The organism is Streptomyces sp. NPDC085460 (genome assembly GCF_044541975.1).
In the GTDB taxonomy this organism is placed as follows: Bacteria; Actinomycetota; Actinomycetes; order Streptomycetales; family Streptomycetaceae; genus Streptomyces.
In genome coordinates this window covers 293,731-310,219 of record NZ_JBITTO010000008.1, presented here as the reverse complement: position 1 = coordinate 310,219, position 16,489 = coordinate 293,731, and the positions used below count along the sequence as shown (strand labels likewise).

7 protein-coding genes are annotated in these 16,489 nt (G+C 72.0%); 5 read left to right on the top strand and 2 right to left on the bottom strand.

Annotation, left to right across the window (positions count from 1 at the left end; all coding sequences use genetic code 11):
* Positions 1 to 45 precede the first annotated feature (45 nt).
* Positions 46 to 1,974 carry a TIGR03960 family B12-binding radical SAM protein gene (locus ACIGHB_RS22610; RefSeq protein WP_399915397.1) on the top strand — a complete coding sequence of 643 codons (1,929 nt, stop codon included), beginning with the start codon at positions 46 to 48 and terminating at the stop codon, positions 1,972 to 1,974.
* Between the two features lie 74 nt (positions 1,975 to 2,048).
* Here the strand turns inward: ACIGHB_RS22610 and ACIGHB_RS22605 are convergent, their stop codons facing one another.
* The gene (locus ACIGHB_RS22605) at positions 2,049 to 4,346 is read right to left on the bottom strand and encodes a CDP-glycerol glycerophosphotransferase family protein (protein WP_399915395.1); all 2,298 of its coding nucleotides are present in this window, start codon (positions 4,344 to 4,346) and stop codon (positions 2,049 to 2,051) included.
* Between the two features lie 352 nt (positions 4,347 to 4,698).
* On the opposite strand from ACIGHB_RS22605, the gene ACIGHB_RS22600 reads away from it, so the two are divergent.
* A complete protein-coding gene (locus ACIGHB_RS22600) occupies positions 4,699 to 8,292 on the top strand; it encodes a CDP-glycerol glycerophosphotransferase family protein (RefSeq protein ID WP_360321746.1) in 3,594 nt (1,197 codons plus the stop codon).
* A 66-nt stretch (positions 8,293 to 8,358) separates the two neighbouring features.
* On the opposite strand, the gene ACIGHB_RS22595 is transcribed toward ACIGHB_RS22600, so the two are convergent.
* A complete protein-coding gene (locus ACIGHB_RS22595; RefSeq protein WP_399915392.1) occupies positions 8,359 to 10,380 on the bottom strand; it encodes a glycosyltransferase in 2,022 nt (673 codons plus the stop codon).
* Positions 10,381 to 10,606: 226 nt separating this feature from the next.
* Between ACIGHB_RS22595 and ACIGHB_RS22590 the strand changes: the two genes are divergently transcribed.
* From ACIGHB_RS22590 to ACIGHB_RS22580, 3 genes are all read left to right on the top strand, one after another.
* On the top strand, positions 10,607 to 11,242 hold the full coding sequence (locus ACIGHB_RS22590) for a hypothetical protein (protein WP_399915390.1): 636 nt from the start codon (positions 10,607 to 10,609) through the stop codon (positions 11,240 to 11,242).
* Between the two features lie 254 nt (positions 11,243 to 11,496).
* Positions 11,497 to 12,288 carry a TIGR03936 family radical SAM-associated protein gene (locus tag ACIGHB_RS22585; protein WP_399915388.1) on the top strand — a complete coding sequence of 264 codons (792 nt, stop codon included), beginning with the start codon at positions 11,497 to 11,499 and terminating at the stop codon, positions 12,286 to 12,288.
* Positions 12,289 to 12,520: 232 nt separating this feature from the next.
* Positions 12,521 to 16,300 carry a ribonuclease E/G gene (locus ACIGHB_RS22580; protein ID WP_399915387.1) on the top strand — a complete coding sequence of 1,260 codons (3,780 nt, stop codon included), beginning with the start codon at positions 12,521 to 12,523 and terminating at the stop codon, positions 16,298 to 16,300.
* The last annotated feature ends 189 nt before the right edge of the window (positions 16,301 to 16,489 follow it).

The following is a 16,489-nucleotide window of genomic DNA, read 5'->3' as shown; positions in this document are numbered from 1 at the left end:
GGGTACGCTTGAGAGTCGCCCCCTGCCAGCTCACGAAGGTTCGAGATGTCTGCTGCCGAGTCTGTCTTCCCGCAGCTCGAAGCTCTGCTCCCGCACGTGCAGAAGCCGATCCAGTACGTCGGTGGAGAGCTGAACTCCACGGTCAAGCCGTGGGAGAGCGCCGACGTCCGCTGGGCGCTGATGTACCCGGACGCCTACGAGGTCGGTCTGCCCAACCAGGGCGTCATGATCCTCTACGAGGTGCTGAACGAGCGCGAGGGCGTCCTCGCCGAGCGCACCTACAGCGTGTGGCCGGACCTCGAAGAGCTGATGCGCGAGCACAAGGTGCCGCAGTTCACGGTCGACAGCCACCGCCCGGTCGGTGCCTTCGACGTGTTCGGCCTGTCCTTCTCCACGGAGCTGGGCTACACCAACATGCTCACGGCGCTCGACCTGGCGGGCATCCCGCTGGAGTCGAAGGACCGCACCGTCGACCACCCCATCGTGCTCGCCGGCGGCCACGCGGCCTTCAACCCCGAGCCGATCGCGGACTTCATCGACGCGGCGATCATCGGCGACGGCGAGCAGGCCGTCCTCGACATGACCGAGATCATCCGGGCCTGGAAGGCCGAGGGGCGCCCCGGCGGCCGCGAGGAGGTCCTCCTCCGCCTCTCCAAGACCGGCAGCGTCTACATCCCGGCGTTCTACGACGTCGAGTACCTGCCGGACGGCCGCATCGGCCGCGTCGTCCCCAACCGCTCGGGCGTGCCGTGGCGCGTGTCCAAGCACACCGTCATGGACCTCGACGAGTGGCCGTACCCCAAGCAGCCCCTCGTCCCGCTCGCGGAGACCGTCCACGAGCGCATGTCCGTCGAGATCTTCCGCGGCTGCACCCGCGGCTGCCGCTTCTGCCAGGCCGGCATGATCACGCGCCCCGTGCGGGAGCGAAGCATCACCGGCATCGGCGAGATGGTCGAGAAGGGTCTCAAGACGACGGGCTTCGAGGAGGTCGGCCTCCTCTCCCTCTCCTCCGCGGACCACTCGGAGATCGGCGACATCGCCAAGGGCCTCGCCGACCGGTACACCGAGGACAAGGTGGGCCTCTCCCTCCCCTCGACCCGCGTCGACGCCTTCAACGTGGACCTCGCCAACGAGCTGACCCGGAACGGGCGCCGCTCCGGCCTCACCTTCGCCCCCGAGGGCGGCTCCGAGCGCATGCGCAAGGTCATCAACAAGATGGTCTCGGAGGAGGACCTGATCCGGACCGTCTCCACGGCGTACGGCAACGGCTGGCGCCAGGTGAAGCTGTACTTCATGTGCGGCCTGCCGACGGAGACCGACGAGGACGTCCTCCAGATCGCCGACATGGCGATGAACGTGATCGCCGAGGGCCGCAAGGTCTCCGGCCAGAACGACATCCGCTGCACCGTCTCCATCGGCGGCTTCGTCCCCAAGCCGCACACCCCCTTCCAGTGGGCCCCGCAGCTGTCGGCGGAGGAGACGGACGAGCGCCTGGCCAAGCTCCGCGACAAGATCCGCGGCGACAAGAAGTACGGCCGCTCGATCGGCTTCCGCTACCACGACGGCAAGCCCGGCATCGTCGAGGGCCTGCTCTCCCGCGGCGACCGCCGCATCGGCGCCGTCATCCGCGCGGTCTACGAGGACGGCGGCCGCTTCGACGGCTGGCGCGAGCACTTCAGCTACGACCGCTGGATGGCCTGCGCGGAGAAGACCCTCCCCGAGTACGGCGTGGACGTCGCCTGGTACACCACCCGCGAGCGCTCCTACGAGGAGGTCCTGCCCTGGGACCACCTGGACTCCGGCCTCGACAAGGACTGGCTCTGGGAGGACTGGCAGGACGCCCTCGACGAGACCGAGGTCGAGGACTGCCGCTGGACCCCGTGCTTCGACTGCGGCGTCTGCCCGCAGATGGACACCCACATCCAGATCGGCCCCACGGGCAAGAAGCTGCTGCCGCTGAGCGTGGTCAAGTAGGTCCCCGTTCGAGCGAGAGGGGCGCCCGGACGGAAATCCGTCCGGGCGCCCCTCTTCGTTCGTGGGTGCCGGGGTCAGCCCGGGACGTGTTCCGGGCGGGTGGTGGCGGTTTCGGCGGCTTCCGGGGTGGGGGCCGGGGTGCGGTCGGCGACCGGGATCACGGGCGGGTTCGGGGTCTGCTCGGCCAGGAAGACGGCGCGGACGACGCGCTCGGCGGCGTGGCCGTCGTCCCACGCGCAGAAGCGCTCGCGGAAGGCCCGGCGCAGCGCGGCGGCGGGCTCGCCGGCCCAGGCGCCGCCGCGGAAGGCGTCGATCAGCTCGTCCTCGGTGGTGGCGATCACACCGGGGGTGTCACCGGGCTCGCCGGAGAGCAGGTCGAAGGTCACACCGCGGCAGGTGCGGTACATCTCCCAGTCGTCGGCGTAGGTGACGATCGGCCGGTCGAGGTTGGCGTAGTCGAACATGATCGACGAGTAGTCCGTGATCAGCGCGTCGGCCGCCAGGCACAGCTCCTCCACCGAGGGGTGGCGGGAGACGTCGACCAGGGCGCCCCGCTCGGCGAGCGCGCTCAGCTCCGGGTCGGCGCCGTAGAAGTAGTGGGCGCGGACCAGGAGGACGTAGTCGGGGCCGAGCTCGCGGGCGAAGCGGGCCAGGTCCAGGCGGGAGACGAAGGCGTCCTTCTGGTGGTCGCGGACGGTGGGCGCGTACAGGATCGCCTTCTTGCCGGGGGCGATGCCCAGGGCGCCGCGGATCCGGCGCACGTCCTCGGCGCCGGCCCGGTAGTAGACGTCGTTGCGCGGGTAGCCGGTGTTGAGGCTGCGGAACGGCGCCGGGTAGACCCGCTCCCACTGTTCGGTGGAGTGCTGGTTGGAGGAGACGCTCCAGTCCCAGCGGTCGACCCGCTCCATGAGCTTGTCGAAGTCCATGCTCTTGGCGACGGCCGGGTAGTGCTGCTGGTCCAGGCCCATCCGCTTGAGCGGGGTGCCGTGGTGGGTCTGGAGGTGGACCTGGCCGGGGCGCTTGACCACCGAGTCCGGGAAGTTCACGTTGTTGACCAGGTACTTCGCCCGGGCCATGGCCTTCCAGTAGCCGAAGGTGGCGGGGGCGACCCGGGTGATGCCCGCGGGCAGCTTGTCGGTGTACCCCTGGTTGACCACCCAGACCCCGCGCAGGTTCGGCGCGAGCTTCTTGGCGGCGTCGTGGACGGCGAGCGGGTTGCAGCCGGGGGTGCGGCCCCAGTAGGCGGAGTAGACGGCGAGGTTCTCGTCGACGGGGAGCCGGCGCTGCACCGCGTAGTACGTCTTCAGGGCCTTGCGGCCGCCCCAGCGCTTCGAGCGGCCCAGCGCGCGGAAGGCGGTCTCGCGGGTGCCGTTGGCCGCCTTGAGCGATTCGAAGGCCGCGTACGAGCCGGTCCTCAGCACCTTGAACTTCAGGCCGGTGATGCCGGGCGGCGGGGTGAAGCCCTTGGGCTCGTTCCTGCGGTACGCCTTGCCGGCCTCGCGGACGTAGGCGCGGCGGTGGCTGCGCGGTATTCGGAAGCCGCGGGCGAGGGTGTAGAGGAAGTGGCTGACCATCCGCTCGAAGACGATCTTGCGGTACTCGTCGAGGCCGGGGCGGCCTTCGAGCTGGTCGAAGACCCGCTGGTACTGCTCGAAGATCACGAAGTGCTTGCGCGGCGAGCTGCTCCGCATGGAGCTGCCCTGGCGGCGCTGGCGGTACTCGACGACGACGTACTCCAGGCCGGCGACGCGCCGGGCGGCGGCCATGGTCGTGTAGACCATGAGCGCGTCCTCGTAGAGGCCGTCGGTGAAGCGGAAGCCGTCGCCGGCGGGGCCGCCGGTGGTGAAGAAGTCGCGGCGGTAGACGCGGTTCCAGACGACGGCGAAGATCCGCAGCAGTTCGAGCCGGTCGACCGGGCGGACCACCTCGGCGCCGAGCGGGGCGATGAACCGGCCGGACTTGCTGGGCTCGACGGTGCCGTCCACATGGGTGCGGACGTAGTCGAAGAGGAGGATCTCGGGGTCGTCGGTCTCGGCGAGCCGGTCGGCGAGCGCCCGCAGGGAGCCGGGGCGGATGGAGTCGTCGCCGTCGAGGAAGAGCAGGTAGTCGCCGCGGGCGTGGGCGATGCCGGTGTTGCGGGCGGCGCCGATGCCGCCGTTCTGCTCGCGGTGGACGGCGCGGACGCGCGCGTCGCGGGCGGCGAACTCGTCGATGATGGCGCCGCTGCTGTCCTGCGAGCAGTCGTCGACCGCGATGATCTCGAAGTCCGGGTAGCTCTGCGAGGTGATCGATTCGAGGCATTCGCGTATGTAGCCCTCGACCCCGTAGACCGGGATGATCACGCTGAACCGGGGGGTAGCTGCAGACGGCATACCGTGTGTCTCTCCTCAGTCGAACCGCTCAAGCGCAGTATGACAGGAGTACTCGAACGCGTTCCGGGGGTGCGGGCGCCCGTACGGGTCCCGGGCGGGGTGAACGGCGTGTTCCCGGCGGGTGAGGCGGGGGCCAACTGGGTTCGAACGGCCGAGGAGCCCATCGTCTATTCTGAAGAGCTGCGGCGGTGCTGCGCTCCGGCGCCGGGGCGGACGGGCCGGCAGGCGGGTCTTTCTCGGAGGGGAGACACCCCCCATCGGTCCGCTGGAACAACCGAAAGCACGCCCCGTCACCCCCTCAGACGCTCGAGCCTGTCGAGCGGGTCTGAACCGGAAAGGAACGCAGAACTACATGGCTCCCAGGCTCAGCGTCATCGTCCCGATATACAACGTGGCGTACTACCTGCCCGCCTGCCTGAACTCGCTCGCCGTGCAGACCTTCCACGACCTGGAAGTGATCATGGTGGACGACGGGTCGACCGACGAGTCCAACGAGATCGCGGCGGAGTTCGCGGCGAAGGACGACCGCTTCCGGCTCATCCGGAAGGAGAACGCCGGTCTGGGCGCCGCCCGTAACACCGGTCTGGACACCCTGGCGCCGGAGAGCGAGTTCGTCGCCTTCGTCGACAGCGACGACCTGATCCCGCCGGACGCCTACCGGCTGATGATCGAGACCCTGGACGAGACGGGCTCCTCCTTCGCCACCGGCAACGTGGAGCACATCAACTCCACCCGCATCTGGCAGTCCCCGATGCACCGCTTCCTCTCCCGGGGCGCGGTCAAGAAGACCCACGTCAGCCGCAAGCGCGCGCTGCTCACGGACCGCATCGCCTGCAACAAGGTCTTCCGCCGTGACTTCTGGGAGCGCAACGGCTTCCGCTTCCCCGAGGGCGTCCTGTACGAGGACACCCCGGTGATCGTCCCGGCGCAGTACCTCGCCGAGTCCGTCGACATCATCAGCGAGACCACGTACTACTGGCGTCTGCGCGAGGGCGAGGCCGCCCCGTCGATCACCCAGCGCCGCACCGAGCCCAAGGCCGCCCGCGACCGCGCCTCCGCGGTGGAGAGCGTCAGCCGCTTCCTCGCCGCGCGCACCGAGCCGGGTGCCGAGGAGCTCAAGCGCGAGTACGACAAGACCGTGCTCACCGGTGACCTGCGCATCTTCCTCAACGTGCTGCCCGACGGCGACGAGGAGTACCGCGCGGAGTTCATGGCCGCGGCCAACAAGTTCCTCGACCAGATCGACCTGAAGACGGTCAAGACGCTGCCCACCGCGCTGCGCGTCAAGTGGCTGCTGGTCCGCAAGCACGCCCTGGCCGAGCTGCTGTCGTTCATCGAGGCCGAGCGCCTGGGCGAGCCGGTCGAGCTCGACGGCGCCTTCCGCCGGTACGCGGTGTACCCGGCCCTGGAGAGCACCCAGCTGCCCAAGAAGGTCCTCCGCATGGACCAGGACCTCCAGCTGCGCTCGCCGCTGAAGGAGCTGGAGTGGCTGCCGGGCGGGAAGCTGCGGCTGGCGGGCAACGCCTGGATCGACCGGGTCGACCAGAGCAGCCGGCGGAGCGTGGTGAAGCTGCTCCAGCTGAAGAAGGACGGCACCCAGCGGCGGATGCTGATCCCGCTGAAGAACCTCCAGACCGAGGACGCCACCACGGCGGCCGGCTGGAAGAACCGCGGGCACAGCTTCGACTGGGCCGGCTGGGAGACCGAGATCGACCTGAGCCGCTTCCGCAAGGGCGGCCAGTGGCAGGAGGGCCTCTGGCACGTCGGCATGCGCGTGCTCTCCGGCGGTCTGGTGCGCTCCCGCTCGGTCCACTCGTACGGCTCCGACCGCACCGCCTACCCCTCGCCGCACTGGCTGGACGAGACCCACCGGATCGTCCCCGAGCTGCGCCGCGCCGCGCTGAAGCTGCGCGTCGAGAAGGTCCCGTTCTCGATCACCGGTTTCGCGCCGGACGGGGACGCGATCGTCGTGGACGGTCTGCTGCGCGAGACGGTCGACCCGGGTGTCGAGGTCTCCCTGCGGATCATCAACCAGAGCAGCGGCGAGGCGTTCTTCGTCCCCGCCGACGCGGTGACCCCGGCCGGTGCCCACACCGAGATCCGGTTCCGCGTCCCGCTGAAGGACGTGGCCCTGCTCCCGGAGCACCTGGAGACGGACACCGCCGGTGCCGACCCGGCCAAGAACATGCGCCGCAACTGGAGCACCCAGCTCCAGCTGCAGCCCGAGGGCGAGAAGTGGCGCCGTTACAAGGTCGTCGTCCGGGACGGCGTGACCGACCTCCAGGTCCGTCTCCCCGAGACGTTCGGCGAGGACGCGCCGCTCAACGAGGTGGCGGTCCTGTCCGGCACCAACGGCTACCTGAAGTTCTCGGGCCGTCCGCTGCGCGGCCGGATCACCGGCATCGCCACCACCGACGGCACCTTCCTGATCCGTGGCACGGCGCCGCTGGACCTGGCCGACTACCACCTGGTCATCAGCGCCAAGAACCGCTTCGACGAGCGGACCGTCCCGCTGAACATCGGCAAGGACGGAACCTTCGAGGCGACCTTCCGCCCGTCCACCATGTCCGGCACCGGCGGCGGCCTGCCGCTGAAGGCCGGCCGCTGGGTCTTCCGTCTGGAGGCCGGGGAGGACGCGCCGCAGCTGCCGCTCGTCGTCGACCGGACCGCGGTCGACCAGTTCCCGCTCCAGGGCGTCCACAACGGGCGTGAGAACTGGCTGGAGGTCCACTGGCAGGACCACCCGCAGCTCAACTGCCTGCCCGACCTGAGCCCGCTGGAGCGCGGTGACAACCGCCAGTACCAGCTGCGCCAGGAGGTGTACGAGAAGGGCCGCGAGCTGCCGCTGCGCGACTCGGTGCTGTACATCAGCTACAACGGCAAGCAGTACTCGGACAGCCCGCGCGCGATCCACGAGGAGCTGCTGCGCAGGGGCGCCGACGTCGAGCACTTGTGGCTGGTCCGTGACGGTCAGGTCGAGCTGCCGGACACGGTGCGGCCGGTCCGCTTCCAGGGCCGTGAGTGGTACGAGGCGCTGGCCCGTTCGCGCTACATCATCACCAACGCCCACCTGCCGCACTGGATCCGCCGCCGGGCGGGCCAGGTGATCGTGCAGACCTGGCACGGCACGATGCTGAAGAAGATCGGCCTGGACATCGACGCGCCGAAGTTCGACCCGAACTACCACGAGCGTCTGGTCAAGGAAGCCGAGAGCTGGAACGTCCTGGTCTCGTCGAACCGTTTCTCCACCCCGATCCTCAAGCGGGCCATGGGCTACAACGGTCTGATCGCGGAGACGGGCTACCCGCGCAACGACTACCTGTACGCCGAGGACCGCGAGGAGCGCGCGGCCGAGGTGAAGCGGAAGCTGGGCCTGCCCGCGGACAAGAAGGTCGTGCTGTACGCGCCGACCTGGCGCGACGACCTGTCGCACGCCCGCGGCCAGTTCAAGTTCGACCTCCGGGTGGACCTGGAGGACGCCCGCCGCCGCCTCGGCGACGACCACGTCTTCCTGATCCGGCGCCACTCCAACATCGTGGACAGCATCCCGGGCGCCGGGAACGGCTTCGTCTACGACGTCTCGGAGTACCCGGACATCGCGGACCTGTACCTGGCGGCCGACATCATGATCACGGACTACTCGTCGGTCATGTTCGACTACGCGCACCTGCGCCGCCCGATGCTCTTCTTCACGTACGACCTGGAGCACTACCGGGACCGTCTGCGGGGCTTCTACTTCGACTTCGAGAACGACGCCCCGGGCCCGCTGGTGGAGACCTCGGACGACCTGCTCCAGGCCATCCGGGAGATCGACGAGGTCGCGGCCGAGTACCAGGAGAAGTACGACGAGTTCCACCACCAGTTCTGCGACCTTGACGACGGCCACGCGGCCGGCCGTGTCGCCGACCTGATGTTCAAGATCGCCGAGGAGGGCGCGCCGCTGTAGCGCGCGTACGAAGGAGCCCCGGTCCGCTGACGCGGACCGGGGCTCCTTCGCTTCTGCCGGAGGCGGCTACTTCTTGTCGATGATCTTCAGCGAGAGCTGCCCGTTGCTGGCGAAGTAGGGGCGCAGCTCGTGCCGGGTGCCGGCGACGGCGGTCGGCACGGAGGAGAGCCGGTTGCGCCAGCCGCTCTTCGGCCTGGTGTCCACGGAGGCGGGGACGGGGGCGCCGGACTGCTTCACCACCGGGTACGGGTAGGTGAAGACGTCCATCGGGACGAGCACGTCGTGGGCCAGCTTGCAGACGCGGATCCGCGGGGAGTCCTGGTCGGGCAGCAGCCACATGTCCCAGACGTCCTCGGTGCCGGGCTGGTGGAGACGGGCCGCGGCGGCGTTGTCCAGGGAGGCCGTGAAGCGTCCGTCGGCGCCGGGCTTCACGGGGAAGGTGAAGTTCTTGTCGGCGTCCTGGCGGTGGACGGCCTCGATGACGCTCTTGGCGCCGGTCTTCACGCCCCACGTGGCGGCGTCGACGGTGATGGCGGTGGCGCCGGCCTGGATGGCCGAGACCTCCACGTGCTGGGCGCGCACCCGGCTCTGCACCCGCAGGGTGCCGTCCGTGTGGGCGTGCGGCAGCAGCAGGGAGAGGGCGGGGCCCTCGGCGCGGGGGAGCTTCAGCGACAGGATCTGGAGGGTGTCGCAGCCGGAGGAGCGCAGCGGCAGGTCGTAGCCGGCGGCGCGGATCTGGAGCTGCCAGTCGCCCTCGACGAGCTTGCCGAGCGCGGGGACCACGGCCTCCTCGCCGACGAAGGGGACGACGACCTCGTCGGCCTTCTTGCGGATGTCCTTGCAGACCAGCTGGGCGCCGCTGTCGCCGGGCAGGCCGGCGACCGTCACCCGGACGTCGCCCTGCGGGGTGACCACGGAGGCGGCCGTGCGGGGGATGGCCCGGCGGGCCCGCATGGTCTCCACGAGCTCCTCGAAGCGGGCGGCGGTCGCGGCCTCGTGGAAGCGGACGACGTTGGCCACGGCGGCGGCCGCCATCTTGCGGCGCAGGTCCTCGTCGGCCATCAGCTTCTCGATGTGCTCGGCGAGGGCCTTCTTGTCGCCGAGCGGGACGACGTAGCCGTCCTCGCCCTGCTTGATGATGTTGCGCGGGCCGTGCGGGGCGTCGTAGCAGACGGCGGGCAGGCCGGCCGCCATGGCCTCGACGGTGACGTTGCCGAACGCCTCCAGGTGGGAGGGGAGGACGAAGATGGAGCCCTTGGCGAACTCGGGGGTGACCGGGGTGGCCGGGCCCATCAGGAAGACCTGGTTGTTGCTGTCGCTCTCGTCGATCTTCTTGCGCAGGTTGGCGCGCTCGGGGCCGGAGCCGTAGATCCGCAGGCTCCAGTCCGGGTGGCGCGGCGCGACCGAGGAGAACGCCTCGATGAGGTCGGCGAAGCCCTTGTGCGGCTTGAGCAGGCCGGCCGTGACGACGATCTTGTTGTCTCCGGTGGACATCTGGCCCTCGTGGGCCGGGATGCAGTTGGGCATCGGCGAGAGCAGGTGGGTCACGGCGGGGACGACGCCGGCGATGGTGCGGCACTCGTCCGGGGTGGGCGCGGTGATCGCGTCCATCTTCGGGTACGCGTCCCGGAAGAGGGCGTCGCGGATGTGCGGGCCGTAGCGCGCGGGGCGCGAGTGCTCCATCGCGACCTTGAGGAAGTCGCGGTCGGAGTGGGCCAGCATGATGGTGATCTTGGGGTTGTTGCTGACCACGACGTCGGCGTCGGTGGTGGCCAGGTACTCCATCAGCCGCTTCTCGCCCAGACGGCTGATCCACGGCTTCTTGTCCGTGGGCTCGTTCGGGTAGATGTGCGGGAAGACCTCGATCTGCGGGTCGTCGCCGTCGTACGTGTGGGAGTGCTTCCGGTAGTCGGTCAGGGCGAGGGTCTTCACCCGGGGGTCGAGCGGGAAGTACGCCTGGTCGCGGTTGCGCCGGAGGGCGACGAGTTCGACCTCGTGGTCCTCCACGAGTGCCCCGGCCAGGTTGTGGATCGCGCTCACTACGCCGCCGATGTGGCAGCGGTCCACCAGGAGGAAGGATATTTTCACGCCGAGCCTCGATGTCTGCGGAAGAGGGGGGAACCCCCGGGGTGGGGGCGTTCGGTACGTGCCGTCGAGCACGGAGGTGACGCACCTTAGGTTACGGGGCCGTGACCCGGAAGCGGGGCGGCTCCGTCCGCAACCGTACGGATGCCCCGCGCACACCGTCTCGTAACGCCTTGGTATCGGCCGCCGCGGCCGGAACTGGACGACCGCCCGGCACGTCGTTCTGGGCATGAACACGGAAAACCCGGGCTGCCTCACGGGAGTGGCGCGCGCCATCGCCCTCGTCGTCGTCCTGCCCCTCCGGCTGGTGTGGGACGCTCTCGCCTGGTGTTTCCGGCAGTTGTGGCGCTGGATCCTCGCCCCGGTCGGCCGCGCCCTGGGCTGGCTGCTCCACTATCTGGTCGTCGTTCCCCTCCAGTGGTTGTGGGAATGGGTGCTCGCCCCGGCGGGCCGTGCCGTGCGGTGGCTGCTCCACCATCTGCTCGTGATTCCCCTCCAATGGCTGTGGGAATGGGTCCTCGCCCCTGTCGGCAGGGCCGTCTGGTGGGTCGTCGACCTCCTGATCGTCACCCCCCTCACCTGGCTCTGGCGGTACGTGCTCGGCCCCGTCTGCCGCTTCGTCGGCGCGGCCGTCGTCTGGGCCTGGCGGATCGCCGGGCAGATCGCGGGGGCCGTCGGCCGGGCGATCCGCTGGGTGCTGTGGAACGCGGTCGGCCGCCCCCTCGCCTGGGTGTACCGGGTGATCCTCACCCCCGTCGGCCACTGGCTGCGGACCTGGGTGTGGGAGCCGCTCGCCGTCGTCGGCCGGGCCGTCCGCACCGCCGCCGGGGAGGTGCGGACCGCCCTCTTCGGCGGCCCCCGCTGACCCGCCCGCGCGTGTCCCCGGCGCCCCGCCCGGGAACCCGAGGTGGCCCGGGCGCGTACTCTGGGTAGTACAACGAACGTCCCCGGCGCGGCGCCCGCCCCCGAGAACCCCCCGCCCCGGGCGGGGGTGGTCCGGGCGGGAGCCCACGGGACGCCCAAGAGCTTCCGGGCGGAGCGCCACCCGCGCCCGCCCCGCACCGAGGAGAAGAACCACTGGGCAAGCGACAGCCCGAAGGCCCGCCGCCCGCACCGGCGGTGCAGCGCATCCGTCTGCGCTACACCAAGCGCGGCCGCCTCCGGTTCACCAGCCACCGTGACTTCCAGCGCGCCTTCGAGCGCGCCCTGCGCCGCGCCGAGGTGCCCATGGCGTACTCGGCCGGCTTCACCCCGCACCCCAAGGTGTCGTACGCCAACGCCGCCCCCACGGGTACGGGCTCCGAGGCCGAGTTCCTGGAGATCGCCCTCACCGAGCGCCGTGACCCCGAGATCCTGCGGGCCCTGCTCGACGAGTCCCTCCCGGACGGTCTCGACATCACCGACGCCGTGGAGGCCCGCAGCTCGGGCCTCGCCGACCGGCTCACCGCCTCCGTGTGGGAGCTCCGGCTCGACGGCGTCCCCGTCGACGACGCCCGCGCGGCCGTCGACGCCTTCCTCGCCGCCGAGACGGTGGAGGTGCAGCGCAAGACCAAGAACGGCATCCGTACCTTCGACGCCCGCTCCGCGGTCGCCGGGCTCGTCGCGGACCGTCCCCAGGGCGATCCCCAGGGTGATAGGCCCGCCGCCGATGCCTGTGCGATACTGCGGCTGGTTGTTCGGCACGTGACACCTGCCGTGCGACCCGACGACGTCCTGTCCGGTCTCCGAGCTGTGGCCGACCTGGCGCCGCCGGTCCCCGCAGCGGTGACCAGGCTGGCGCAGGGGCTCTTCGACGAGGAGTCCGGCACGGTGACCGACCCGCTCGCGCCCGACCGCGAGGCAGTCACGGCCGCCCCATCCACGGCCGCCGCGACCGCCCCGGTGACGGCGCCGGAGGCAGGCCCCGCGTAGGGGACGACGTCGAGCGCAGCCCTGGCACTCGGGAGCCACCTGGGTCGGGCGGCGCACTGACCAGAAGACTTTCGCCAGGCCGTACGCATCGGGCGTACGGAACCGGCGAGCCAGACATTCAGCTCCCGTGCGGCGCCCGCGCCCCGGACGGCGGCACCGCGCACGACGCGCGTCCGTGCCGCCCACCGGAATCCGACGCGGCGCCCGGGAGCGTGACGGGAGAACCGCCCGCATGCTCGAAGACACCAACGAGACCGCCGAGAACAACGACAGCAACGCACCCGGGGACAAGCTGCCGCCGCGCCGCAGGCGCCGCGCCGCCTCCCGGCCCGCCGGCCCGCCGGTGGCCGCCGCCGGCGAGACCGCCGAGGCCGCGGCCGAGGTCGTGGAGCCCACCGTGGCCCCGGCCGCCGAGGCCGCCCCGGCCCGCACCCGCCGCCGCGCCACCCGCAAGACCGCCGCTCCGGCCGCGGAGCCCGCCGCTCCGGCCGTCGTGGTGGAGGAGCCCGCCGAGGCCGCCGCCCCGGCCCGGACCCGCCGCCGCGCCACCCGCAAGGCCACCGCGCCCGTGACCTCCCCGGCCGCCGACGAGACGGCCGCCGAGGAGGCCGCCGAGCCCGTCGCCGCCGAGGCCCCGGCCGCCGAGGCCGAGCCCGAGGCCGCCCCGGCCCGCACCCGCCGCCGCGCCACGCGCCGCGCCAGCGCCCCGGTCGCCTCCCCGGCCCCCGTCGAGGAGCCCGCCGCCGAGGCCCCGGCCGCCGAGCCCGCCGTGGTGGAGGAGCCCGCCGAGGCCGCCGCCCCGGCCCGCACCCGCCGCCGCGCCACCCGCCGCGCCGCCGCGCCCGAGATCACCCCGGACGTGGCCGCCGAGCTCGCCGCGCCGACCTCCGGCGAGGAGCTGCCCGAGGACACCGTCGAGGAGATCGCCTCCCACGGTGCCGACGTCGCCGCCGCCGAGGCCGCCGCCACCCGCGGCCGTGGCCGTGGCCGCCGGGTCGCCACGCCGCAGTTCACCGAGCCGCCCGCCGCCGAGGAGACCCCGCGCCGCCGCCGCGCCGAGCGCCCGGCCGTCGCCGTCTTCCAGGCCCCGGTCTTCGCCGAGCCGATGTTCCAGACGCCGGAGACCGCCGCCTTCGCCGCCGCCGCTGCCGCCGAGGTCGAGGTCGAGGAGGAGCCGGAGGAGGCCGAGGAGACCGTCGTCGAGACGGTCGAGCCGGCCGAGGCCGTGGAGCCCGCCGAGCGCGACGGGGCCGGCCGCCGCCGTCGCCGCCGCCGCGGCGAGCCCGTCGCCGTCGAGCCCGTCCCGTCCACCGTCGCCGACGAGCCCGAGGTCGAGCACGTCGCCGACGAGGCCGAGGAGGCCGAGGAGGCGGAGGACACCGACGAGTACGGCGACCGCCCGTCCCGCCGCCGCCGTCGGGGCGGCCGTCGCCGCCGCCGCGGCGAGTCCGCCGAGGCGGAGGACGCCGAGGAGGGCGAGGAGACCGACGAGCCGCACGCCGAGGACGAGGCGGAGGCCGAGGAGGACGCCGAGGACGAGTCCGGCTTCGGCGGCTCCAGCAGCTCCCGCCGTCGCCGCCGCCGTCGCCGCCGCAGCGGTGACGCCTCCGGCGAGGCCGAGACCACCGACGAGGACGGCGTCCGCACGGTCGTCAAGGTCCGCGAGCCCCGCCCGGCCCGTGAGAAGGCCGAACCCGGCACCGGCGCCGACGAGGTCCAGTCCATCAAGGGCTCCACCCGCCTGGAGGCCAAGAAGCAGCGCCGCCGCGAAGGCCGCGAGCAGGGCCGCCGCCGCGTCCCGATCATCACCGAGGCCGAGTTCCTCGCCCGCCGCGAGGCCGTCGAGCGCGTCATGGTCGTCCGCCAGAACGGCGAGCGCACCCAGATCGGCGTCCTGGAAGACAACGTGCTCGTCGAGCACTACGTCAACAAGGAGCAGGCCACCTCGTACGTCGGCAACGTCTACCTGGGCAAGGTCCAGAACGTGCTGCCGTCCATGGAGGCCGCCTTCGTCGACATCGGCAAGGGCCGCAACGCCGTCCTGTACGCCGGCGAGGTCAACTTCGAGGCGCTCGGCATGGGCCACGGCCCGCGCCGCATCGAGTCCGCCCTCAAGTCCGGCCAGTCCGTCCTGGTGCAGGTCACCAAGGACCCGATCGGCCACAAGGGCGCCCGCCTCACCAGCCAGGTCTCCCTGCCCGGCCGCTACCTCGTGTACGTCCCCGAGGGCTCGATGACCGGCATCAGCCGCAAGCTCCCGGACACCGAGCGCGCCCGCCTGAAGACCATCCTCAAGAAGATCGTCCCCGAGGACGCGGGCGTCATCGTGCGCACCGCCGCCGAGGGCGCGAGCGAGGACGAGCTGCGCCGCGACGTCGAGCGCCTCCAGGCGCAGTGGGCCGACATCCAGAAGAAGGCCACCCAGATCTCGACGTCCGCGCCGAGCCTGCTCTACGGCGAGCCGGACATGACCGTCCGGGTCGTCCGCGACATCTTCAACGAGGACTTCTCCAAGGTCATCGTGAGCGGCGACGACGCCTGGGAGACCATCCACGGCTACGTCTCGCACGTCGCGCCCGACCTGGCCGACCGCCTCCAGCGGTGGACCAGCGAGGTCGACGTCTTCGCCACCTACCGGATCGACGAGCAGCTGATGAAGGCGCTCGACCGGAAGGTGTGGCTGCCGTCCGGCGGCTCGCTGGTGATCGACAAGACCGAGGCGATGATCGTCGTCGACGTCAACACCGGCAAGTTCACCGGCCAGGGCGGCAACCTGGAGGAGACCGTCACCAGGAACAACCTGGAGGCGGCCGAGGAGATCGTGCGCCAGCTGCGGCTGCGCGACCTCGGCGGCATCGTCGTCATCGACTTCATCGACATGGTCCTGGAGTCCAACCGCGACCTGGTGCTCCGCCGCCTCCTGGAGTGCCTGGGCCGCGACCGGACCAAGCACCAGGTGGCCGAGGTCACCTCGCTGGGCCTGGTCCAGATGACCCGCAAGCGGGTCGGCCAGGGCCTCCTGGAGTCCTTCTCCGAGACCTGCGTCCACTGCAACGGCCGCGGTGTCATCGTCCACATGGAGCAGCCGGCCACGCACGGCGGCGGCGGTGGCGGCAAGCGCTCGAAGAAGCGCGGCCGCGGCGGCGAGGGCCACGACCACGCCCACGAGCACGCCCACGAGACGCACGAGGCCGAGGTCTCCGCGGAGGCCGAGACCGAGGCCGAGGTCGCGGCCGAGCTGGCCGCCCCGGTGGCCGTGCCGGTCCCGATCGCCCCGGACGAGGAGCTGTACGGCAGCGTCGCCGAGGCCGAGGCCGCCGCGACCCGCGGGCGTGGCCGCCGCCGCGTCACCCGCAAGGTGACCGCGCCGGTGACCCCGACCCCCGCCCCCGCCCCGACCCCGATCGCGGAGCCCGAGCCCGTCGTGGCCGAGCCCGTCGCGGCACAGGCCGCGCCGGAGCCGGTCGCCGAGGCCGTGGAGACGGTGGAGGCGGCGCCCGCGCCCCGCACCCGCCGCCGGGCCACCCGTCGCGTGACCTCCCCGGTCGTGTCGACGGCCGCCGAGCCGGCCGAGCCCGAGCCCTTCTTCGCGCCGGCGGAGCCGGAGGCCGTAACGGAGCCGGAGGCCGTACCGGAGCCGGTCGTGGAGACCGCGCCCGAGCCGGTCGCCGAGCCCGTCGCCGAGGAGGCCCCCGCGGCCGCCGCGCCGCGCGCCCGCCGCCGGGTGGTCCGCAAGGCCACCGCCCCGGCCGGTGCCCCCGCCGGCGCCGAGGCCGCCGAGATCGTGGTGGCCGCGGCCGCCCCGGCCGAGGAGCCGCAGGCGGACGCCGAGGAGACGGAGGCCGCCCCCGCGGCCAAGAAGACCGCGCGGAAGACCGCCAAGAAGGCCACCGCCAAGAAGGCCGCCACGAAGAAGACGGCGGCCAAGAAGACGGTGGCGAAGAAGACGGCCGCCAAGAAGACCACGGCCAAGAAGGCCGCGGAGAAGACCGCGGCCCCGGCCCAGGACTGAGCCGGTCCCGCCCCGGTGGGCCTCCTGACCGAGGGGGCCCACCGGGGCGGTCCGCACCCGGACGGGCGAATTTGACCCCCTGTGGCAGGCGCCCGTAACCTAGACCGTCGGCGTGTCTCTGACGCGCCGCGCCTCTGAGCACCCCCCTTCCGCCCGTCGGGAGAGGCCGCTCGTCCGATCCGGATCGTC

Coding starts and splice junctions, on each gene's coding strand:
- ACIGHB_RS22610 (WP_399915397.1), top strand. CDS start 46: ATGTCTGCTGCCGAGTCTGTCTTCCCGCAGCTCGAAGCTCTGCTCCCG.
- ACIGHB_RS22605 (WP_399915395.1), bottom strand. CDS start 4,346: ATGCCGTCTGCAGCTACCCCCCGGTTCAGCGTGATCATCCCGGTCTAC.
- ACIGHB_RS22600 (WP_360321746.1), top strand. CDS start 4,699: ATGGCTCCCAGGCTCAGCGTCATCGTCCCGATATACAACGTGGCGTAC.
- ACIGHB_RS22590 (WP_399915390.1), top strand. CDS start 10,607: ATGAACACGGAAAACCCGGGCTGCCTCACGGGAGTGGCGCGCGCCATC.
- ACIGHB_RS22580 (WP_399915387.1), top strand. CDS start 12,521: ATGCTCGAAGACACCAACGAGACCGCCGAGAACAACGACAGCAACGCA.